Below are 21933 nucleotides of genomic sequence, written 5' to 3' on the forward strand. Positions count from 1 at the left end.
GCAGAGAAATAAATTAATAATTTTATGAGACAGCATGTTAATCCTCTTAGTAGAAATTTTGATGAAATTGAAAGAATCCCTCCTTTGATTGAAATGTTTGAAGATTCTAAATTGGATCTTCATTTGGATATAGGTTGCGCGGCTGGTGATTTCCTATTCGATTTAGCTTTAGTTAATACCAATTGGAATTATTTAGGAATTGAAATCCGTGAGAGATTAGTTAAAAATGCTAAATTAAAAGTCCTAGAAAGAGATATGAAAAATTTATATTTTATATTTGGTAATGCAAATAATATAATCAATGATTCGCAGTTTGAATTTATTATCAAAAACGTAAAAAGTATTTCCTTTAATTTTCCAGATCCATGGTTCAAGAAGAGACATTATAAAAGGCGTTTAATTCAGCCAGATTTTATTAGTATTCTCTCAAGCTCATTGCAAAAAGGATCCCTAATTTTTATAAAAACTGATGTAAAGGATTTATTCGATTATATGGACTTCACAATATCAAGTAATTTGAATTTTAAAAAAATAGATAAAAAAGATTTTATTTATTCAGAAGGTTTTAATCCTGATAAAGTCCACACTAATAGGGAAAAGTATGTAATTGTTAATCAACTTAATATCTTTGAGAGGATTTATATGAAAATCTGATTCATAATTAATTTACAATTTTATTAATTTCTAATATGAGCTTGCTTGTTATTTCGTTTGATAAAGCATGAACTTTCTGCAGATTCTTTGCCTCAACAAGTACTCGCATTAGAGGTTCTGTACCGCTAGGCCTTATATAAACTCTACAGTTTGCGGAATAAATTTCCTGAAATTTGCTTATGGTTTGATTAATTAAGCTTTTGGTTTTTGGGTTTATTTTATTTATATTAAAATCTAAATTAATATTTGTTAGTTTCTGAGGGAAAGGTTCGAAACTGCTTTTAAGCCAATCATTCAAAGTAATATTTTTCTTTTTGCAGTATTTAGAAATTTGAAGTGCAGTCAATATCCCATCTCCTGAAAAGTTATTAATTTTCGAAAGAATATGGCCTGACTGCTCACCTCCTAAAACAGCGCTTTTTGTCTTAATTGCGTCATGAACGTACTTATCTCCTACATCAGTTCTATATAAAATCCCGCCAATTTTGTTCCAGGCCTCTTCAAAACCTAAATTCGCCATTTGGGTTGATATGAGCAAATTATTTGTGAGAACTTTTTGTTCCATAAGTTCTCTACCCCAGAGAAAAAGGATATGATCCCCATCCAATACATTGCCTAAAGAATCTACCCCAATTACTCTATCGGCATCCCCATCGAAGCTAAATCCCATATCTGCTGGATTCTCTCTTAGTGCTTTTTTTAATGGTTCGAGGTTAGTAGAACCACAATTCTTATTAATTTTTAACCCATTTTTAGAGTTATTGATAACTCTTACATCAGCGCCAAGATTCTGAAAAATGTTTTTTGCGCAGGTTGTCGCTGATCCATAGCATGTGTCTAATATTATTTTCATACCGCTTAAATTTTCCCCCCCCATTGTCTGGATTAGGCTTTCCATATAAATAACCATAAGCTCGGTATTTGTTTTTAAAGATATCTCTTTTTTAGGAACTGATATATTTTGATTTAACTCTTCAATTAATTTCTGAATTTTATTTTCAAAATTTTTGGTAATTTTCTGACCATTATGATTAAAGATTTTGATGCCATTATATTCTGGCGGATTATGACTAGCAGATATCATTATCCCACTACTCAATTTCTTTCGTTTAATTAAAAAAGGGATAGCTGGAGTAGGGCAGATTCCAAGATTTATGAATTTTTTTCCACTTGCTTTTATGCCTGTTGTTATCGCCTGAAGCAGAATATCTCCACTAATCCTAGTATCTCTTCCAATTAATATTGGATTATTATTTGCTAAAGTCAAACCCAGAGCATAGCCAACCTTATATGCTAAAGAATAAGTTATCTCTACATTAAATTTTCCTCTTATTCCATCAGTTCCAAAGATTGATTGCATAATTAGATTTTAGGAACTAAAGATATTTTTCATATTATTTACTACTTACTCTATCAGTTGATTAAAAGGTAAAAGATTAATCTTCTCTTTAATTGTTTAACTTATTTAATATATTCAAAGACAATAATTTTCATAATGCAATCTGAGAGTAGTCAACCACTTTTAAATAAAAACTTAAAAGCAATACTTGTTTTGATAATCGCTGTTGTAATTATTTCTTTGATTTTGTTTAGAAATCTCTTTTTTTATTCAACTTACCTGCTTAAGAGTTTTGGCGAATTATCTGTTGATCCTGAAATAGCTTTTAAAAACAATAAACCTACTTTTCTTGAATTTTATGCTGAGTGGTGTGAAGTTTGTAAAGAAATGGCTCCAAAAGTATCTACTTTAAAAGAGCAATACGAAAAAGATATTAATTTTGTTTTTTTAAATGTTGATAATCAAAAATGGGATAACTATATCCGAAAATTTGACGTCAATGGGATTCCTCAAGTTAATCTTTTTGATAGGAAAGGTAATTTACAATCTACCTTAATTGGTAAACAAGAAGAATTAAAAATAAGAGAATCTATTGCTCATCTGGAAAGTGCAGATGAATCTCAAGCAGAAATTATTAATTCTGAATTCTCAGTAATCAAGGAAAATAAAAATAATGAGGTTAACCCTCGAAGTCATTCATAATTTTTACCAATTTAGAGATTCTGATACAATCGGAAAACTTTGTTTGAAAATAGACTTACAATTTTGTGCAATAGACTTGTGTTCTGCTTGGGTACCATGAGCTGATCTTAAATGTATGTAATGTATCCAAGATCGGCATGAGCCTGACATGTAGATTCTTGTTGGAGTTGCTAATGGCAAAACAAATCTCGCGCATTCTTTGGCTATTCCTTCAGCAAGTAAATCTTCATATAATTCTGAAGCAGCTTTAAAATGTGAAGTAATTTTTGCATTGAATCTTTTTTTTAAATCATCAGGAAGATCAGGAATAGAATTTTGCCTATTTTTAAAATCTTGTCTTCTTAACTCTGGTAAAGGAATATCACCTAATTGAGAACTATCAGCATATCTCTGTGAAAATTCCTGAAAAGTAAATGATCTATGTCTTAAAATTTGCGCTGCAATTCCTCTGTTGGTTTCTATTTGTAAGGTCATAAATGACTGTTCAAATACACTCCAATGTTCATTTTTAATGCAATAACTCAATAATTTTGAATAATCTTCATTTTTCTGATTGTTTGGATTACTTACTCTTGCAATATAAGCCATTGTTTTTTCTGCATTAGGCGTTAACGAAATCAGTTCAACTTTACTCATTTTAGATCTTTGCTAGAGTTACCTTTTCTGGTTGATTTTGATATTTACCTCTTCTATCTTCATAAGTTGTAGAGCAAGGGTCACCCTCAAAAAAGAGTAGTTGACATATCCCCTCATTAGCATAAATTCTGCAATCTGCACCTGAACTATTACTAAACTCTAGAGTTAGGTGGCCTTCCCATCCTGCTTCTGCAGGGGTTGTATTAACAATAATTCCTAGTCTGGCGTATGTACTTTTGCCTATACAAATTACAGTTATATTTTCTGGTACTTTCATCTTTTCTAAAGCCACCCCTAAACCATAGGAGTGAGCAGGAAGAATAAAAAATTCTCCATCTTCATCATGGTGAAGAATAGTTTTTTCTAAATTATCTGGATTAAACTTTTTGGGATTCATTACAGTACCAGGGATATGTTTAAAAATTAGGAATTCTTTTGATGAAAGTCTTAAGTCATAGCCATAAGATGAACATCCGTAACTCAAAACTGGCTTTTGCTGATTATCAGGCTCAAGGTGTCGAACCAAATTTGATTGGAAAGGGTTTATCATTCCTTCAGACGCTTTTTTATTTATCCAGAGATCATTTTTAAGCATTGTTTTATGAGCGAAGTTCGGTAATTTGGTTGGCCATTAATAATAAATCTTTAGGAATATCTGTACCAGTAAGGATTACATCTCCTGATGTAAATCGGTTTTCAAGTGTTGAAATCAAATCATCCTTATCGATAATTTTCAACTCAATTGCAAGAAAAATTTCATCAAGTATGATTTGATCATTTTCACCAGAAAGTAATTCTTTCTTACAAAAATTCCATAGTTCATAAGTCGAGTCATGAATAGATTTTTTTAAATTTTTATTATTTTCAATTTCTTCAAGATGATATTGATCAAAGGAATGTGATGATCTTACCCAAGTTAAATTGCCACAAAGATTTACTGCATTGTTAATGCCTTGTTTAACCCCTCCTTTCATAAATTGTACTAAAAGTACTTTTCTACCAAGAGCGGCATTCCTTAGAGAGTCTCTAATGACGGAGGAATAACTACCTCTATACGAAGATTTATAGATTTGGATTTGCCCGTTTTGTTTAAATTTTTTTAAGTTTATTTTCTTAGCAGAACTTATTTTCACTACATCAAGATTACTTTTGGAAAAATTATTAGATGAACTAATTACCATTATTCTGGATTTCTTTTCTACATGCAGTATAAATTGAATTTATTTACACTGCATATAGTGTAATTTTACTTAAAAAAGCGTTGAGAAAGTTGAGACTAGCTAATAGAAGTTCATATAAAAACTAATAAGAATTGAAAATTGTTACTGTTGATACAAGATATTTCATGTTGTCTTCTTAAGTTTTTTAATAGTCAAGATATTTATGATACTTTCTTCAAGATTCAACAGCTTTAGCTCCCAACAGTCCGGACAAAGTAAAATTCACTCTGTGGGGGAACGTTTTCCAATTAATAGAACTTTAATGGAAGTAATTAAAGGTCTAGATGGCGCAAGTACAGAAATGGTTGAGAGATCTAAAACAATATTTTTCCCTGGGGATCCCGCTGAGAGGGTTTATCTGATAAGAAGGGGAGCAGTAAGGTTATCAAGAGTTTATGAGTCTGGTGAAGAGATAACTGTTGCTCTTTTAAGAGAGAATAGTATCTTCGGTGTTTTATCTCTGCTAACAGGCCATAGATCTGATCGATTTTATCATGCCATAGCTTTTACAAGAGTTGAAATGATAACAGCACCTGCAAATTCCGTTTTAAAAGCAATAGAGGAAGATGCATCAGTAGGACTATTACTATTACAGGGTCTTTCAAGTAGGATCCTACAAACAGAAACAATGATAGAAACTCTTACTCATAGAGATATGTCTTCTCGCTTAGTAAGCTTTTTAATGGTTCTTTGTAGAGACTTTGGTGTTGCAAGTGAAAAAGGTATCACAATAGATTTGAAGCTTTCACATCAAGCTATTGCTGAAGCTATTGGTTCCACAAGAGTAACGATTACAAGATTATTGGGAGATTTAAAGGATTCTGGTCTCCTTACTATTGAAAGAAAAAAGATTACAGTATTTGACCCAATAGCTCTTGCAAAAAGATTTAATTGATTCATCATTAATTATGATGTATTGAGTGTATGAAATAGCGTGGCTTGGATTTTAATTGTTTTTTTAATAATACTTGGAGGATTAATTGCACCATTTGGGGATCTGCTTGGTACAAAGATTGGTAAGGCAAGATTTAGTATCTTAAAATTAAGACCAAAGAAAACAGCGACAATTGTTACGATAATAACTGGAGGATTTATTAGTGCGATATCTATCGGATTATTGATTTTAGTTAGTGAAGAATTTAGGCAAAGACTTTTTGTTGACATTCCTTTCTTACAAAAAACTTTGGATGAAAGTAAAAAGGCGCTTGTTCCTTTGCAGGAAGAAAGGAAGAAGCTCGAAGATAAGATTAATAAAAAAGAAAATGAATTAAATAAACTAAAAAGTGATGTTAAAGAATTTAGAAGTGGAAATGTAGTTCTTAAAAGAGGGCAAACTTTATTTATTGCAGAAGTTACTTCCAATCCTAATATAAAATTTGATCTAGGAAAGATTTATAAAAGTGCAGATAGATATGTACAAAAAATTGTAATCCCAAGTAAAAAAGAAGTAAAAAATATTCTGTTGTGGCGACCTAGTGATATTTCTGAAATTGAACAAATCACTTCAAAAGGTGGGAGTTGGATCATATTGGTTAAATCAGCAACTAATGTTTTGAAAGGAGATAATTTTGTTTTTGTATACCCAGAATTACTGCAAAATAAAACTATCGTAAGAAGAGGAGAAGTTATTACGAGCGAAATTCTTGAAAAAAAAGATCTTGATTATAAAAATGTCAATTCTAAAATCACAAATTTGTTGCGAAAAACTAGAGACAAAATCAAGTCAAGAGGATCTATTGTTAACGAAATTACTACAAGAGGGGACTTTATTAAAAAAATAACAGATTCGTTAAATATAAATCAAAATAAGAAATATCGATTAGAGGTTATATCTTTAAAAGATAGTAGAACTGCAGACCCAATAATAGTTGAATTGAATATTACTAAATTATAATCTTGTATGGTTAAATTAATATCTATCGATCCTGGTAAGTATAAATGTGGGTTGGTTTTAGCTGACATAAGTGAAAAAAAAGTTTATAAGGCCATTATTCTAAAAAGTGAATTACTTGAGGATTATTTCAGAAATCTAAATAACTTTGATGACATATCAAAAGTTATTATTGGTAATGGTACTGCCAGTAAAGAGATTATAAAAAAACTTGACTTTTTTAAAAAAGAAATATTAACTTTTGAAGAAAAGAATACTACTTTTAGAGCTAAAGCAAGATATTTTGAACTTTTTCCAATTAGCGGTTTGAAGTTTTTAATTCCCAGGGAGGTTTTCATTATTAATAAAAATCTCGATGCGATATCAGCTTTGATAATTTTGGAGGATTATTGCAAAATAAAGTTTACTTTGGATCAAAATATAGATTTTAAAACTTGGCTGAAATAGTAAACTTATAGTCATTACCTGCTTCTAGTTCATAATCTTTTTTTAATAAAAATCTTAATAAAGCATCCTCGATTAATGCTCTGCCCAAAGGAGGATTCACAAATAATATACCTTTATTAAAAGACCATGTAAAAGTCCATTTAAATTGACTAGCTTCCACAACACCCTTAATTTGCTTTTTTGAGAAGCAATATTCTTTAACACTTACATTGGCTATTGTTTCTGGTTTTGAACGCATTTGTTAAATTTGGTCTTTATCAAAAGAATTTAATTGGTTAATAATATATTCTTCTTTTTTAGTATTTAATTGTTCGAGGGATTCTATTACCCTTTTATATACTTTTTCCAATATTGATTTTTCTTCTATAGAAATATTGCCTAATACATGAGAAATAGTATTGAAATTATTTGTTCCTTTTATAGATGGAGGAGATCCAATACCAATTCTGATTCTATTAAAGTTATGAGTATGCAATTTTTCAATAATACTTTTAAGCCCGTTATGTCCACCTGAGCTCCCTTTTTTTCTGAATCTTATTTTTCCAAGGGGAAGATCTTTATCGTCGACGATTATAAAAATTTGATCTAAATTAATTTTGTACCAATCTACTATTGCTCGGACAGCATCACCACTGTTATTCATGAATGTATTCGGTAAAAATAGCCTGTAAGTAGAGTCATTGATTTTGAATTCTGAGCAGGAACTTTTAAGTTTGTCCTTTAATAAAAAATTTGAATTATATTTTTTTGAGAGATTTTCAAGTAACAAATACCCAATATTATGTCTACTGTTTGAATATTTTTTCCCAGGATTTCCCAATCCAATTAAATATATTTCATTCATGATTTATCTCTAAATCTCTTTCATTGAGAATTATAAATATACAAACAAACTATAACTAAACTAAATTAAAACAAAAATTCCAAAAGGGCTTATCTAGTAATACTTAAAAGAATTAGATAAACTGTAAAGAGATAATCAGAAATTTAGTTTCCGTTCCAATCTACCGAGAAACCTTGTAATAGTAGTGACTGGTTATAAATTTGTAGAAGAATTACTAAAAAAACCAAAAGTAGTAGGCCTATGACTGTCATCACAGGAACTGCTCCCCAACCAGGTACAACTTTTCCTTGACCTGAATTACCAATTGCTTTTAAAAGACTTCCTAAGGCTGTTTTTTGACCCATGTTGAATTCACAAAATCGAATATTATTTCGCTATTGTATAAGAAGTTATACATAAATTGTTTACAAACTTAGCAAAATTGATGCAAACTTTATCATCTGCTCCAGATCCTGCAGTTTCCATAGCAGTAACAATTCTGGCAATACTCCTAGCTTTAACCGGTTTTGGTCTTTGGACTGCGTTTGGACCTAAAGCTGCAAAGCTTACAGATCCTTGGGATGACCACGATGATTAATTTCCATTAAAAGTATTTCAAAATTTTCCAAAAATACAAAAAGTAAACCTTTTACCATAAATTAAATATATCTTTAATAAGATATAATTCTGTCAGCACACGTAATTTCCATGCTTGCCTTAAAAATTTCTGTTTACACTATCGTCTTTTTCTTTGTTGGAATCTTTTTATTCGGATTTTTAGCAAGTGATCCAACTAGAACACCAAATAGAAAAGACTTAGAAAGTCCTCAGGATTAATCTACTAATAAAATTTATTTACATTGATTTTAGGAATTGCAAAAAAAGTAATAGTTCCTTTTCTATTAATTAATTTTATACAGTCATCAAAATCTGCTGATTTTCAGGAAATTAATAAAAGCGATAATAAACTAACTTCCCAACTAAGTTGGTCAGAAATATCAAATAAAAAAATTGAATCAAATTCTTCAAAACTATTTTTAAATAATCAAGAAGAATTTTTACATTATAAAAAATCTTTCAAAAGAAATTTAGAGCCCCTTTTAGCTGACATTAGTAAAAATCAAAATGAGTTAGTAATCCAATCAGATAAACAGTCTGAGATAAATGATGTTATTTATGCCGAAGGTAACGTAGAAGTGATATACAGAGGAAAAATCCTCAAAGCTGATAATTTAATTTACGATAAGTTAAATAAAAAAATTAGTGCTCAAGGAAATATATCCCTAATATTAGGTGATCAAATCGTTAAATTTTCTGAACTAGAATATAGTTTTATTTCCAAGAAAGGATATTTATTAGATGTGAAAGGTTCTATTAATACCAATACTTTGATGGATGACATATCCTCAAATTTCAGCTTGTCAGATATTAATAAGATAGAAGATTTACTTGAATTAAAAAAAAAGCAGGTTTTCTATACTCCTGGAAAGGTTGAGAATTGGTTGTTCTCTACAGATAAAATTACTATAGATGGTAAAAAATGGAAAAGTAAGACGGCAGTATTTAGTAATGATTTACTTGAGTTGAAACAAGCTAAATTAGTAATTAATTCATTAGAAGTTTATCCTGGTGATGAAAAATTACGATTTAAGTCCTCATTAAATTATTTAATTTTTGAAGAAAAAGTTACAATCCCGTTTTGGTTAGGTGATAGAGCTTTTGATTTCAATAATTCTCAAATTGATAACAGATGGAATTTAGGATATGAAAATTTAGATAAGGATGGATATTTTATTGGTAGGAAATTTAATTCAATAAATATATATGATGATTTTGTGCTTGATTTAGAGCCACAATTCTTGATTCAGCGCTCATTAAAAGGTTACACAAAAAGTTTTGTAAATGAGGATGAATCAATTACTTCAGAGAAGGTAAAAAGAAATGCAAGTTTTGAAGATTATTTTGCCCTAAAATCCCAGATAAAAGGAGGGATAAATAATTGGGATTTAGAAATAGATAACAATTTAAATTCTCTTGATTTTGATAAATTTTCGCATGCATTTAGATTAAAAACTCAATTAAGTAAAGAAATTAAATTTCTAGATTCAAAATGGTATAAAAGTTTTTATGGAATTTACAGAGAGAGGGTGTGGAACGGTTCATTGGGTGAAGCGGAAATTTATTCAGGTTATGGTTCAAAATTTCAAAAGGAAAATACTTGGGTAGTCAATGGTATTAAAACAACAGAATTTTTATCTTTTGGTTTGGCTAACATAACAGCAGAGGCCTTAAATACAAAAAATCTGACAACAAACCTAAAAGGTAACTTTTTTTATTCTCTAGATAAGAAAATTCCAATTAGTGTTGAAGCACCCAAAATTAAATCTATTGATATTTCATATAGCTATATTCCTGAACCAATTACTAAAGGATTAAGTCTTAATACAAGATTAGAAGCCTCATATTCTTTCTACGAAAAAGGAGATCATCAGGAATATTTAGGTTTAGGTATAGGCCCGGAATTATTATTTGGAAATTTCAAAAATAAACTTTTTGACTATACTCGTTTAAGTATTTTCCCTTTCTATAAATTTAATAGTGGAGAAAGTGTTTTTAAATTTGATCAAAATTATGATAAATTCACTTTAAATATTGCTCTAGATCAGCAATTATTTGGACCAGTTATTCTCAAAAGTGTTGGAATTTTGAATCTGACAAATGATGCTGATGATTATGGTGAATTTATAAATTCTAAAATCTCAATAAATTGGAAAAAAAGATCTTATGAATTTGGTATTTTTTATCAACCTCATAATCAGGCAGGAGGAATTTCTTTTAGTCTCTTTGGATTTAAATAGCTATAAGAAATGATTATTAAAATTTATATATGGTAAAACGTTGAATTTATTTTCAATTAGACTTTCATTATTAAGTAGTGTAGAAGTTGCATCCCATTCGCCTGATAAAAACATTTTTCTTGTGCTTTCCTTAATCTCAAGATTAAAATTAAAATCTTTTGATTTTGCGGAGGAGTTTTTCAAATCAATTTCTAAGAATAAAAATTTATTTTCTGTATGGTTTTGAATTTTTTGTATTAATTTTTTCTGAAGCGTAAAACATGGAATTCCAATTGCAATACAGTTGCTATAAAAAATATCAGCGAAACTCTCGCCTATAATTGCTTTGATACCCCATCTCATAAGTGCTTGGGGAGCGTGCTCTCTACTGGAACCACATCCAAAATTGCTATTAACAATTAGTATTGTGGCATTTTTGTTTTCCTCCAAATCGAAAGGATGTTTTCCCTCTAAAGTTTTTCTATCGTCTTCAAAAACAGATTCACCCAATGAATCAAAGTTAACACACTTCAAAAAACGCGCTGGAATTATCCTATCTGTATCGATGTCGTTACCAATCAATGAAATGCATTGCCCTTCTATTCGTGAAACTTTTCCAATTGGTGGAGTAAATTCTGATTTCATTAGTTGATAAATTCTCTGACGTCAGTGACTTTGCCAGCAATTGCAGCGGCAGCAACCATTGCTGGACTCATGAGAAGCGTTCTCCCACTTGGAGATCCCTGTCTCCCTTTGAAATTTCGATTACTAGAACTTGCACTTACTTGATTACCTATTAATTTATCTGAATTCATTGCTAAACACATTGAGCAGCCCGGCTCTCTCCATTGAAATCCAGAATCCTTAAATATCTGATCAAGCCCTTCTTTTTTTGCTTCATTGGCTACTTTTTCAGAACCGGGAACTACAAAAGCTTTTACATCTTTAGAAACTTTCTTGTCTTTTAATACTTTAGCTGCAACTCTTAAGTCACTGATTCTCCCATTTGTGCAACTTCCTATGAAACATACTTCTATTGGAGTATCTTTTATTGATTGCCCAGGCTTGAAATCCATATATGCGTAGGCTTCTTCAGCGACTAATTTGTCACTTGGAGACAAATCTTCTAAAAGAGGGATTTGTTGATTAATGCTTATACTTTGACCGGGAGTAATCCCCCAGGTTACGGTTGGTTCTACTTTAGAAGCGTCTAATTTAATTACATCATCATAAATTGAATTTTCATCGCTTTTTAATGCTTTCCACCATTTAAGCGCTTTATCCCAATGCTCATTTTTTGGAGCACATAATTTATTTTTAACGTAATTAAAGGTCTTCTCATCAGGATTTATGTAACCACATCTCGCGCCCCCTTCAATAGACATATTGCATATAGTCATTCTTTCTTCCATTGATAATGCCTTGATCGCAGGCCCTGCAAATTCATATGCAAAACCAACCCCAGCCTTCACACCAAGTTTATTAATAATATGCAGTACTAAATCCTTAGCATAAACCCCATTGGATAATTGATTGTCACACCAAATTTGCCTCACTTTTAATTTGTTCATAGCTATGGTTTGAGTAGCAAGAACGTCTCTTACTTGGCTTGTACCTATCCCAAAAGCAATTGATCCAAAAGCACCATGCGTTGAAGTATGTGAATCTCCACAGGCGATTGTCATCCCAGGCTGCGTTAGCCCTAATTCTGGAGCGACTACATGCACTATTCCTTGATTACCACTACCAATATTAAAAAGCTTTATCTTATGTTCTAAGCAGTTCTGTTCAAGTGTTTCAATCATTTGCTCTGCAAGATTATCTTTGAAAGGTCTGCTTTGATTATCTGTCGGCACAATATGATCAACTGTAGCAACAGTTCTATTAGGGAATTTTACTTTTAAATTTTTGTCTTTTAAAGCACCAAATGCTTGTGGACTTGTTACTTCATGGATTAGGTGAAGACCGATAAAAATTTGATCTGAACCACCAGGAAGACTTGAAACTTTGTGTAAATCCCAAACTTTATCAAATAAGGTATCTTGACTCAATTTGTAAAAAAGTTACTCACTATTTGATAATAGGATTAATCTGAGGCTGTTCAAACACACATTTACACTTAGTGTTTGAATTTCTGTCCTATTTCGAGTTGAGTTAAATATTTTTTTAATGTTGGTAATATGATTATTTGGTCCTGAAATAGAAATATAAACAAGTCCAACAGGCTTATCTCGACTGCCTCCCTTCGGACCTGCTATTCCACTAATCGCTATTGCCCAATCGGCTCCCAATTTTTTCCTCACATTAATTGCCATGGCCTCGCAAACTTCTTTAGAAACAGCTCCATATTTTGTAAGCTTCTCTTCAGAAATATTTAATAATGAATTTTTTAGCTCATTACTGTAGGAAACTATACTACCTTTAAAAACTTGAGATGAGCCTGATATTGATGTTAGTGATGAAGAGAGAAGGCCTCCGGTGCAGGATTCAGCAAAAACAATAGTTTGGTTCCTCTCGGTTAATTCTTTTATTAAAACACTAGGAAGAGTATCATTATCCTCTCCAAAAATAAATTTCGAAAAATCTTTTCTTAATTTTTCTTTTACAGGTTTAATTATATTTTTTGCTTCTAGATGATTCTTTGCTCGCGCTGTGATTCTTAGTTTAACCTCTCCTAAGTTTGCATATGGAGCAAGAGTAGGGTTTTTAAGATTTAATAGGTCATTAATTTTTTCTGCAACACTAGATTCTCCAATACCTGCAAATTTAAGAGTATTTGAATAAAAGGAATAATTATCTGAGAATTTGGTTTTAATGAAATTACACGCGGTCTCTTCCCACATAGTTTTCATTTCACTTGGAACCCCAGGGAAAGTAAGAATCGTAAATCCTTTTATTGGTTCCCATATCATTCCTGGGGCGGTGCCCCTAGGGTTATTAATTATTTGAGCATTTTTTGGGAAGAGACATTGTTTCCTTAAGCTAGATGAATCGTCTTGGAGGTTTGAGGTTGACATTTTTTGTTTAATTTCATTCCATAAGTGCGGTCTTTCAAAAAGAGTTACATTAAAAGATTTCGCTATTGCTTCGGTAGTTAAGTCATCTGGGGTGGGTCCCAATCCACCAGTTGTAATTAGAAGATTACTTCTTTTCGATATTTCTTGAATTACTTTTATAATTCGATCACAATTATCACCTACAGTTGATTGCCTAAAGTGATTTAAGCCTAATTGAGATAACTGTTCAGAAATCCATTGAGCATTTGTATTTATAATATTTCCTAAGAGTAGCTCTGTTCCAATAGAAAGAATTTCAACTCCCTTGGAGTTAGAAATCATTTAATTGATGCTTCAAGTTTGCCTTCATAAAGAGGAAAACGATTACATAAGGTTAATACTCTTTCTTTACATTGACTTTCAATCAGTGAATCGTCTGGGTTAAGTAATCTATCAGCAATAATTTCGCCAACTTCAGCAAAAGCATTCTCATTAAAGCCTCTAGTAGTTAAAGCAGCGGTTCCCAACCTTAGTCCGCTGGTTACAAAAGGTGATTCAGGGTCAAATGGAACAGTATTTTTATTTGCAGTGATATTCACTTCACTTACAAGCAAGTCAGCAATTTTACCAGTCATATTGATACTTCTTAAATCGAGTAAAACAATATGGTTATCAGTGCCTCCACTCACGATATTAATACCTCTATTTATTAAAGTTGATGCTAGAACTTTTGCATTTTTTATTACTTGTTGGGAATAATTAACGAAATCTGGCTGCAAGGCTTCTCCAAATGCAACTGCTTTAGCGGCGATTATATGTTCGAGGGGGCCACCCTGAGTTCCAGGGAAAACAGATTTATCAAGTTTCTTTCCAAATTCTGCATCCTTACATAAGATAAGCCCCCCTCTAGGCCCTCTTAATGTTTTATGAGTAGTTGTAGTTACTACATCACAATAAGGTATTGGATTTGGGTGAAGTTTACTTGCTACAAGACCGGCAATATGTGCAATATCTGCCATTAAGAAAGCACCAACTTCATCTGCAATATTTCTAAATGATTCAAAATCGATTGTTCTTGGATAAGCAGAATATCCGCATATGATCAATTTTGGTTTTGTTTCAAGTGCTATTTCTCTTATTTCATCAAAATTTAATTCACTAGTTTCTTTATTTACACCATAGTGAACTGCATTGAACCACTTACCACTCATATTTACTGGAGATCCATGAGTGAGGTGTCCACCATGAGATAAATTCATCCCCATGATTGTGTCGCCAGGTTTAAGTAGACTTAGGAAAACAGCGGCATTGGCCTGTGCTCCACTATGGGGTTGAACATTAGCCCAATTTGCATTAAATAATTTTTTCGCCCTCTGAATAGCTAATTCTTCGATTTCATCAACGAATTCACATCCCCCGTAATATCTTTTTTGAGGTAATCCCTCGGCATATTTATTTGTAAGGACGGAACCTTGAGCCTGCATAACGGCAATTGATGCGAAATTTTCGCTTGCGATTAACTCAAGATGAGTTTCCTGCCTATTTTTTTCAGAGTTGATAAAATTTGATATTACTGGATCACTTTCTTTAAGATTTTGAAGGATATTCATTTAATTTGATAAGTAATAACCATAATATAGACGATATTTTTTAGAAAAATATAAAAAGAATATTTCAGAATTTTAAACGCGCCTGGAGAGATTCGAACTCCCGACACCCTGATCCGTAGTCAGGTGCTCTAATCCACTGAGCTACAGGCGCATAATTATGTAATATCTCTGTTTCAGGGTCTCTTAGTCAACTAGATTTCGGGTAAAATGTCTATTATTAACAATCTAATTATTAATATGCCTATAAAGTGGTACGGAAATGGTGATTTAGAAGATCCTATTTATAAACATTTTTCTCGAATAGTAAATTTTGTTATTCACTGCATGATATTTACTGCGATTGTAAGTGGCACGTGGCTTTTAAAAGAAATTAAATATGAAATCGCCTATTTTAATAATTTTGCAATTGTCTGGTCAGTTCTTTTGGCCTCCCATTTACTTTTCGTAATTATAAAAAAACCTAAAGATACTTCAAAACAATCAACTTAAATCAATTTAAATTTATGGATTATCAGATACGTATAAGTGATCTAGAAAATGTTATTTCCGAAAAGGTTTTTATTAAAATAGAAAAGTGGAATTTGTATCTTGGAGACGCTGGCTTAGCTAGAAATCTTGCTATTCAATGTATCAGTAATAAAGATCAAGGCCCATTGGAGGCTGCAAAATTAAGTTTGAAAGCAATAAATGTAAAAGTAGGGGATGGTGTTAATAGTATTCCACTGATTAATTTAATCACTAACTCACAAATTATAGAATTAGAGGAGATTTTGGAAAGTTTTTTTGAAAACTAAATCTCTTTTTTTAAAACTTTAAATTTATTTACTTTCAAGCATTTTGTAAGTAAATAATAAATTACAAAAAAAGTTAGAGTTCCAAATATTAATAATAAAAATTCTTCGAGATTTGAATTTAAGTTATTCGTAGTTTTCAAAATAGTAAAACAAAGTGTGCTGTCTATAAATGCTGCTAATGACATAAGGCTAATTTTTCTCAATAAATCTAAGTAAGGCAAATGGATATCTTCATTTCGCAAATTTAAAGAAAGCAAAATACAGACTATAAAGTTTACTATTACTGAAGATAAAATTATTCCTATGACTCCAAAATTATATGGTGAAAGATTCCCAAAATCCTTAATTGGGGCACCAATTAAAAACCAGTCAAAAAAAATATTAAATATTATCCCTACAAATGAAGACTTAAAAGGGAAGTTTGTTTTTTCTATTGAATAGTAAGTTCTTACTAATAAATCTCTATAAAGATAAAAAGGTATTCCAACCGCATAAGCAATTAATATATTTTTTACTTTTAAAGCCGCTGAATAATCAAAAGATCCTCTTTGAAAAACTAATTGTACGATTTGATTATTGAATGTTATGAAAAATCCGGCTAAAAAAATAGTTGTCAAGAAACAGTACTCTATCGCAGATATCAATTTTTTTTGGAGACCTCTATTTTCTTTATCACTTCTCAATTGAGAGAATTCTGGAAGTAATGGCAAAATCAAAGAGTTAGATAATATGCCTAATGGGGCTTGTATAAGAAAGTTTCCGTAAGCTAGTCCCGATGCTGCTCCTTGAAAACTTGAAGCGAAAAACATATCGATAAAAACATTAATTTGACTTAGACCTGATGAGATAGATGCTGGAATAATTAGTTTGAAAATTCTCCACTCTTCATCTTTAAGTAAATTGAAGGTTGACCCTAATCTCAGGAGACCGATTTTATTTATTTCCACAATTTGAACAACAAACTGAATTAAAGTTCCTGTCAAAGTTGCAAAAGCTAGTAGTCCCGTATAAGAAAAAAAATGATATGAGCTATTTTCTTTGTTGAAAATCCAACTAAATAAAATAAAAAAAATAGTAGTTAAGCTTATTATTGCTGGACTTACACTTGATAAAAAGAATTTTCTTTGGGTATTTAACGCTCCAAAGCTTAAACCTATTAAGCCGGATAAAGGGATACAAGGTGTAAGTATTTTTAATTGGTAAGTGGCAATAGATTTAGCTTCGTAACTTAAATTGGGCGCTAATAAGTCAATTAATAAGCTGGAATTTAAATAAATCAATATGGCTAAAATGCATAATAATATTGAAAGTTTTATGCTTACTTGAGTTAAAACAATCCCTCCATTTTTTTTGTTAAGGGGAGTTAGAACTGCTACGACTGCGTTATGTAAGGGACCATTAATCCCTCCAATGATTATTAGCAAAAAACCAGGAATTATATAGGCATAATTAAATGCGTCGTAAGTTACCCCAACTCCAAAAGCAGCAGCTATAAATATTTGTCTTAAACATCCAGCTAATTTACTAAGACTAGTACCAAACGAAATTGAAAAAACATGATTTTTTAAATTTGAATGCATTTGGATTTGTCTAAATTTTTCAAAAAGTTTAGTTTCAATTATATTTGATTGTTAACTAATGACATTTTTATGAATGATCGGATAATTGAATTTGATCCATTAATTGAAGGGGTTTTAATTAAGAGGTATAAAAGGTTTCTTGCGGATATTAAATTAGAGACTGGAGAGTTAGTAACTGCTCATTGTGCTAATACAGGTCCAATGAAGGGACTTTTGATAGATGGGGCAAAAGTAAGAATAAGTGTTTCTCATTCTCCAAAAAGAAAATTACCTTTTACATGGGAACAGGTTTGTGTTTTAGGTTCAAACAATGAAGAGGTTTGGGTAGGCATTAATACTCTATTTGCAAATAAATTAATCAAAAGGGTTATTGAGAAAAACTTGCTTAATGAAATAATTGGAGAAATAGATACAATTAAATCCGAAGTTCCTTATGGAAAAGATAAAAAAAGCAGAATTGATTTTCTTTTAACTCCAAAATCTTCAAATCCTGATAATCGTAATATTTATATAGAGGTCAAGAATACGACTTGGATTAAAGAAAATGTAGCCTTATTCCCTGACACCGTAACTAAAAGAGGCCAAAAACACCTTGTAGAATTAAAAGAATTAATTCCAGAAAATAAAAGTGTTTTAGTACTTTGTATTACTAGAAAAGACGCTATTTTCTTTGCGCCTGGAGATGAGGCGGATCCCTTATATGGCAATCTTTTCAGAGAATCTTTAAGCGCAGGAATGATACCCATTCCATGTTCCTTTGAATTTCATAAAGATCATGTAACATGGAATGGAATTAAAGCCTTGAAATGAAAAAAAACTTGATATTTTGAAATTTAAAAAAAAATTGCCTTTTAATTTAACGAATTTAGTTTTCGGATGCAACTATAAAATTGGTAACAACGACTACTAGACACTAACTAGTTTTTTGAGCAAAATTGAATATGAAAGGAAACAGCACAAACTGTTTTTTTGCAGATCTAATTTTTTTTTATGACCACTGCTTTGCAAACGCCTCAAAGGCGCTCTAGGCCCAAATTACAGGATGCAAGTCTTGTAAATGGACCTATGCTCCTTTTGAGGAGTATTCGAGGATTTAGTTCAAACCGCTCTATGTTGTGGCTTGCGACTGTTCCTTTAGCTTTGTTTGGTTTAGGTATTTTTAATCTTTCAGCTCATGCAGCTGATTTACCTGAGTTGAATGCAGCTTTTCTTGCTAACAATTTATGGCTTTTGATCGCTACTATCCTAGTGATCTTTATGAACGCTGGTTTCGCTATGGTTGAGGCGGGTATGTGCCGTTCAAAGAACGCAGTAAACATCCTTGCTAAAAACCTATTCGTATTTGCTTTAGCTGTAACCTCTTATTGGTTTATTGGCTATTCATTAATGTACGGAGGTAGTGTTGCTGACGGATGGCTTTATTTTGGAGGCTTATTTTTTGATCCAACAGTTACTGCAGATATGGTAACTGATGCTGGATTAGTTCCAACAGTTGATTTCTTGTTCCAGTCTGCATTTGCAGGAACTGCGGCAACTATCGTATCCGGTCTTGTTGCTGAAAGAGTTAAATTTGGAGAATTTGTTGTTTTTGCTATTGTATTAACCGCATTTATATATCCAATTGCTGGTAGCTGGAAATGGAATGGTGGTTGGCTTGATTCTCTAGGTTTTGTTGACTTTGCTGGATCTTCAATTGTTCATTCAGTTGGAGCATGGGCAGGTCTTGTAGGAGCTATGCTTCTTGGACCAAGAATTGGCAAATACTCTGATGGCAAACCACAGGCTATGCCAGGACACAATATGGCTATAGCTACTTTGGGTGCATTAGTTCTATGGATAGGTTGGTATGGATTTAACCCCGGTTCTCAACTAGCTATGGACCAATGGGTTCCATATGTTGCTGTAACAACTACTTTGGCAGCGGCAGCTGGGGCTATCGGAGCAACTGTTGTTTCCACATTAACTTCTGGAAAGCCTGATCTTACAATGATTATTAACGGAATCCTTGCTGGTTTGGTTAGTATTACTGCTGGTTGTGGTGATATGACTCTTGCTGGAGCCTGGTTCGCAGGACTAGTAGGTGGAATTATTGTTGTATTTTCTGTAGCAGCACTTGATGCCGCTGAGATCGACGATCCTGTAGGTGCATTCTCTGTTCATGGAGTTTGTGGTGTATGGGGAACTGTAGTTATTGGTCTTTGGGGTACAGCTGTACAAGGAGATGGAGCAGGTATGGGATTGTTCAATGGTGGAGGTATTAACCTTCTTCTAGTTCAAGCTCTTGGTGCCGCAGCTTATGCTATCTGGACGCTAGTTACCTGCTGGATTGCTTGGTCAATTATCGGAGGATTATTTGGAGGAATCCGAGTATCTGAAGAGGAAGAGACTCAAGGCTTAGATATAGGAGAGCACGGAATGGAAGCATATCCAGACTTTGCATCTGCTAAATAATCTAATTTAAAATTTACTTTGAGAAACCTGACTTATGTCAGGTTTCTTTTTTTTTTACTAAAAATTATTTAAAATGTTGTAATATCTAGAGATGGACACTCAAGCTTTTAGAAGATCTCTGCATCATTCTGGCAGATACAACAGAAGGGGTTTCGATTCTCCAACAAAAAGAGCTCAAGCATTAGAAGAAGCTTACCAAAGTGATTTGATAACTTCCATAAGAGATAATGGTTTTAATTTCACTAAGGGCAGGCTCAATATAAAGTTAGCTCAAGCCTTCGGTTTTTGTTGGGGAGTGGAAAGAGCTGTAGCAATGGCTTATGAGACAAGAAGACATTACCCTAATGAGAATATTTGGATAACAAACGAAATAATTCATAACCCCTCAGTTAATGATCATTTAAGAAAAATGAATGTTAAGTTCATTTCAGCTAAAAATGGAATTAAAGACTTCTCTTCAGTGTCTAATGGGGATGTTGTTATATTGCCTGCTTTCGGAGCGACTGTTCAAGAAATGAAACTTCTTCATGAGAAAGGATGTCATATTATAGATACAACTTGTCCTTGGGTTTCTAAGGTTTGGCATACTGTTGAGAAACATAAAAAACATGTTTTCACATCTTTAATTCATGGAAAATTTAAGCATGAAGAGACTCTTGCTACTAGCTCATTTGCTGGAAAGTATTTAGTTGTACTTGATTTAGAAGAAGCAAATTATGTATCTGAATATATTCTGGGTAGAGGGAACAGAAATGAGTTTATGAATAAATTTGCTAAAGCTTGTTCTAATGGATTTGATCCTGATAAAGATTTAGATAGAGTCGGAGTTGCAAATCAGACAACTATGCTTAAAAGCGAGACTGAGGAGATTGGAAAAGTTTTTGAAAGAACGATGTTAAAAAAATTTGGACCAAAAAATATAAATAGTCACTTTTTAGCTTTTAATACAATTTGTGATGCAACTGAAGAAAGACAAGATGCAATGTTTTCTTTGGTTGATGAAGACCTTGATATTCTGGTTGTTATAGGGGGCTTCAATTCTTCAAATACAACTCATTTACAAGAAATAGCAATTACTAAAAATATTTCATCTTTTCATATAGATACTCCTGAGAGAATATCAGTTGAAGAAAACTCAATATTACATAAACCATTAGGTTCAGATTTAGAACTTAAAAATAATTTTTTGCCTAGTGGTAATATCAATGTTGGAATTACCTCTGGTGCATCTACTCCAGATAAGGTTGTTGCGGATGTTATTGAAAAGTTAATTGATATTACTTCCTGAATTTGGAATATTATTTCAAATTTTGCTTAGTTTTTTTAATTTATTATTCAGATATTTCCTAAAGATATACTTTATTAATTAGAATAAAAAAAACTTTATGAAGTATGGAAGACAAAACACAAACTAACCAGATTCAAACAGCCAGTATGAATAGAACTAAAGCTCCCCAGAAAGTTGAAGTTGTAGTTGCTAATTCATCTTCAGGTTTAGAAGTTAATATCCTTGGGGAACTATCAATTTTTGTTTTGCGAATCGGGTTTTGTGCTTTGATGATTCATCATGGCCTAGAAAAACTTCAGGATCCAGAGGGTTTTGCTGAGTTTGTAGTTGGTAAGTACTTCCCATTTTTGCCAGGGGATCCTGTTATTTGGACTTTTGGAGCAGCTATAACTCAACTAGTTTGCCCAGTAGGATTAGCTATAGGGATTTTTGCAAGGCTTTCTTCTCTTGGGCTATTTTCCACAATGGCATTTGCTGTCTATTTTCATCTCCTAGATACTGGACTAGAAGGTTTCCCTCTTGCAGTTGTTGAAGGTCATAACTATGCCTTCGAATTGTCTTTTATCTATGGTGCTATTTCCCTTTACTTTCTATGCGCAGGTCCTGGTAGGCTATCTTTATTCAGAAAGACTAATAAAATTACATATTATCCAAAATCAACATAA

26 protein-coding genes and 1 tRNA gene are annotated in these 21933 nt (G+C 32.0%); 14 read left to right on the plus strand and 13 right to left on the minus strand.

Annotated features, from left to right (window positions below):
• Positions 1-24: 24 nt before the first annotated feature.
• On the plus strand, positions 25-654 hold the full coding sequence (trmB, locus tag SOI86_RS07875) for a tRNA (guanosine(46)-N7)-methyltransferase TrmB (RefSeq protein ID WP_320681280.1): 630 nt from the start codon (positions 25-27) through the stop codon (positions 652-654).
• Positions 655-661: 7 nt separating this feature from the next.
• Here trmB and glmM read toward each other — a convergent pair whose 3' ends face one another.
• Complete coding sequence (gene glmM, locus SOI86_RS07880; RefSeq protein WP_320681281.1) at positions 662-2014, minus strand: phosphoglucosamine mutase; 1353 nt, start codon at positions 2012-2014, stop codon at positions 662-664.
• Between the two features lie 135 nt (positions 2015-2149).
• Between glmM and SOI86_RS07885 the strand changes: the two genes are divergently transcribed.
• Positions 2150-2695 (plus strand): thioredoxin domain-containing protein, encoded by a 546-nt coding sequence (locus SOI86_RS07885; protein WP_320681282.1) that lies wholly within the window; start codon positions 2150-2152, stop codon positions 2693-2695.
• A gap of 3 nt (positions 2696-2698) precedes the next feature.
• Here SOI86_RS07885 and thyX read toward each other — a convergent pair whose 3' ends face one another.
• From thyX to SOI86_RS07900, 3 genes are read right to left on the minus strand one after another with little or no spacing between them, the layout of a single operon-like run.
• Entirely contained in the window at positions 2699-3331 is a 633-nt protein-coding gene (gene thyX / locus SOI86_RS07890; protein ID WP_320681283.1) for an FAD-dependent thymidylate synthase, read from the minus strand.
• Between the two features lies 1 nt (position 3332).
• Positions 3333-3926 carry a dCTP deaminase gene (gene dcd / locus SOI86_RS07895; protein WP_320681284.1) on the minus strand — a complete coding sequence of 198 codons (594 nt, stop codon included), beginning with the start codon at positions 3924-3926 and terminating at the stop codon, positions 3333-3335.
• A 4-nt stretch (positions 3927-3930) separates the two neighbouring features.
• Positions 3931-4512, minus strand: a complete 582-nt coding sequence (locus SOI86_RS07900) for a cob(I)yrinic acid a,c-diamide adenosyltransferase (RefSeq protein WP_320681285.1) — start codon at positions 4510-4512, stop codon at positions 3931-3933.
• Positions 4513-4714: 202 nt separating this feature from the next.
• Here SOI86_RS07900 and ntcA point away from each other — a divergent pair, with 202 nt between their 5' ends.
• Genes ntcA through SOI86_RS07915 form a run of 3 tightly spaced genes read left to right on the plus strand, consistent with a single transcriptional unit; the run spans position 4715 to position 6889 of the window.
• Positions 4715-5446, plus strand: a complete 732-nt coding sequence (gene ntcA, locus SOI86_RS07905) for a global nitrogen regulator NtcA (protein ID WP_320681286.1) — start codon at positions 4715-4717, stop codon at positions 5444-5446.
• Positions 5447-5485: 39 nt separating this feature from the next.
• Positions 5486-6445 carry a DUF3084 domain-containing protein gene (locus SOI86_RS07910; protein ID WP_320681287.1) on the plus strand — a complete coding sequence of 320 codons (960 nt, stop codon included), beginning with the start codon at positions 5486-5488 and terminating at the stop codon, positions 6443-6445.
• A 6-nt stretch (positions 6446-6451) separates the two neighbouring features.
• Complete coding sequence (locus SOI86_RS07915; RefSeq protein ID WP_320681288.1) at positions 6452-6889, plus strand: hypothetical protein; 438 nt, start codon at positions 6452-6454, stop codon at positions 6887-6889.
• On the opposite strand, the gene SOI86_RS07920 is transcribed toward SOI86_RS07915, so the two are convergent.
• From SOI86_RS07920 to psbH, 3 genes are all read right to left on the minus strand, one after another.
• Positions 6870-7127 (minus strand): DUF3146 family protein, encoded by a 258-nt coding sequence (locus SOI86_RS07920; RefSeq protein WP_320681289.1) that lies wholly within the window; start codon positions 7125-7127, stop codon positions 6870-6872. The genes SOI86_RS07915 and SOI86_RS07920 overlap by 20 nt on opposite strands.
• Positions 7128-7130: 3 nt before the next feature.
• The gene (gene pth, locus SOI86_RS07925) at positions 7131-7733 is read right to left on the minus strand and encodes an aminoacyl-tRNA hydrolase (protein WP_320681290.1); all 603 of its coding nucleotides are present in this window, start codon (positions 7731-7733) and stop codon (positions 7131-7133) included.
• A 143-nt stretch (positions 7734-7876) separates the two neighbouring features.
• Positions 7877-8077 carry a photosystem II reaction center phosphoprotein PsbH gene (psbH, locus tag SOI86_RS07930; RefSeq protein WP_002805661.1) on the minus strand — a complete coding sequence of 67 codons (201 nt, stop codon included), beginning with the start codon at positions 8075-8077 and terminating at the stop codon, positions 7877-7879.
• A gap of 80 nt (positions 8078-8157) precedes the next feature.
• Between psbH and psbN the strand changes: the two genes are divergently transcribed.
• From psbN to SOI86_RS07945, 3 genes are all read left to right on the plus strand, one after another.
• A complete protein-coding gene (gene psbN / locus SOI86_RS07935; protein ID WP_025900277.1) occupies positions 8158-8310 on the plus strand; it encodes a photosystem II reaction center protein PsbN in 153 nt (50 codons plus the stop codon).
• A gap of 110 nt (positions 8311-8420) precedes the next feature.
• Positions 8421-8549 (plus strand): photosystem II reaction center protein I, encoded by a 129-nt coding sequence (locus SOI86_RS07940; protein ID WP_002805124.1) that lies wholly within the window; start codon positions 8421-8423, stop codon positions 8547-8549.
• A 23-nt stretch (positions 8550-8572) separates the two neighbouring features.
• Positions 8573-10570, plus strand: coding sequence for a DUF3769 domain-containing protein (locus SOI86_RS07945; protein ID WP_320681291.1), 1998 nt, complete (start codon positions 8573-8575; stop codon positions 10568-10570).
• On the opposite strand, the gene leuD is transcribed toward SOI86_RS07945, so the two are convergent.
• From leuD to SOI86_RS07970, 5 genes are all read right to left on the minus strand, one after another.
• Entirely contained in the window at positions 10571-11194 is a 624-nt protein-coding gene (gene leuD / locus SOI86_RS07950; protein WP_320681292.1) for a 3-isopropylmalate dehydratase small subunit, read from the minus strand.
• Positions 11194-12600 carry a 3-isopropylmalate dehydratase large subunit gene (gene leuC, locus SOI86_RS07955; protein ID WP_320681293.1) on the minus strand — a complete coding sequence of 469 codons (1407 nt, stop codon included), beginning with the start codon at positions 12598-12600 and terminating at the stop codon, positions 11194-11196. The genes leuD and leuC overlap by 1 nt, the downstream gene beginning before the upstream one ends.
• A gap of 12 nt (positions 12601-12612) precedes the next feature.
• Positions 12613-13887 carry a competence/damage-inducible protein A gene (locus tag SOI86_RS07960; RefSeq protein WP_320681294.1) on the minus strand — a complete coding sequence of 425 codons (1275 nt, stop codon included), beginning with the start codon at positions 13885-13887 and terminating at the stop codon, positions 12613-12615.
• On the minus strand, positions 13884-15155 hold the full coding sequence (glyA, locus tag SOI86_RS07965; RefSeq protein WP_320681295.1) for a serine hydroxymethyltransferase: 1272 nt from the start codon (positions 15153-15155) through the stop codon (positions 13884-13886). Before glyA ends, SOI86_RS07960 begins: the two co-directional genes overlap by 4 nt.
• A gap of 77 nt (positions 15156-15232) precedes the next feature.
• Positions 15233-15306: transfer RNA gene (locus SOI86_RS07970), tRNA-Arg, on the minus strand.
• Between the two features lie 86 nt (positions 15307-15392).
• Between SOI86_RS07970 and SOI86_RS07975 the strand changes: the two genes are divergently transcribed.
• On the plus strand, positions 15393-15644 hold the full coding sequence (locus SOI86_RS07975; protein WP_320682519.1) for a hypothetical protein: 252 nt from the start codon (positions 15393-15395) through the stop codon (positions 15642-15644).
• Positions 15645-15658: 14 nt separating this feature from the next.
• Complete coding sequence (locus SOI86_RS07980; RefSeq protein WP_320681296.1) at positions 15659-15949, plus strand: DUF3181 family protein; 291 nt, start codon at positions 15659-15661, stop codon at positions 15947-15949.
• Here SOI86_RS07980 and murJ read toward each other — a convergent pair.
• On the minus strand, positions 15946-17529 hold the full coding sequence (murJ, locus tag SOI86_RS07985; RefSeq protein WP_320681297.1) for a murein biosynthesis integral membrane protein MurJ: 1584 nt from the start codon (positions 17527-17529) through the stop codon (positions 15946-15948). The genes SOI86_RS07980 and murJ overlap by 4 nt on opposite strands.
• A gap of 69 nt (positions 17530-17598) precedes the next feature.
• On the opposite strand from murJ, the gene sfsA reads away from it, so the two are divergent.
• The 4 genes from sfsA (at position 17599) to SOI86_RS08005 (ending at position 21933) form a co-directional block, all read left to right on the plus strand.
• The gene (sfsA, locus tag SOI86_RS07990) at positions 17599-18339 is read left to right on the plus strand and encodes a DNA/RNA nuclease SfsA (RefSeq protein WP_320681298.1); all 741 of its coding nucleotides are present in this window, start codon (positions 17599-17601) and stop codon (positions 18337-18339) included.
• Positions 18340-18519: 180 nt separating this feature from the next.
• Positions 18520-19980 (plus strand): ammonium transporter, encoded by a 1461-nt coding sequence (locus tag SOI86_RS07995; protein ID WP_320681299.1) that lies wholly within the window; start codon positions 18520-18522, stop codon positions 19978-19980.
• A 91-nt stretch (positions 19981-20071) separates the two neighbouring features.
• A complete protein-coding gene (locus tag SOI86_RS08000; RefSeq protein WP_320681300.1) occupies positions 20072-21268 on the plus strand; it encodes a 4-hydroxy-3-methylbut-2-enyl diphosphate reductase in 1197 nt (398 codons plus the stop codon).
• A gap of 104 nt (positions 21269-21372) precedes the next feature.
• Positions 21373-21933: a DoxX family protein gene (locus tag SOI86_RS08005; protein WP_320681301.1), complete on the plus strand. Its 561-nt coding sequence runs from the start codon at positions 21373-21375 to the stop codon at positions 21931-21933.

The organism is Prochlorococcus sp. MIT 1314 (assembly GCF_034093315.1).
In the GTDB taxonomy this organism is placed as follows: Bacteria; Cyanobacteriota; Cyanobacteriia; order PCC-6307; family Cyanobiaceae; genus Prochlorococcus_A; species Prochlorococcus_A marinus_Y.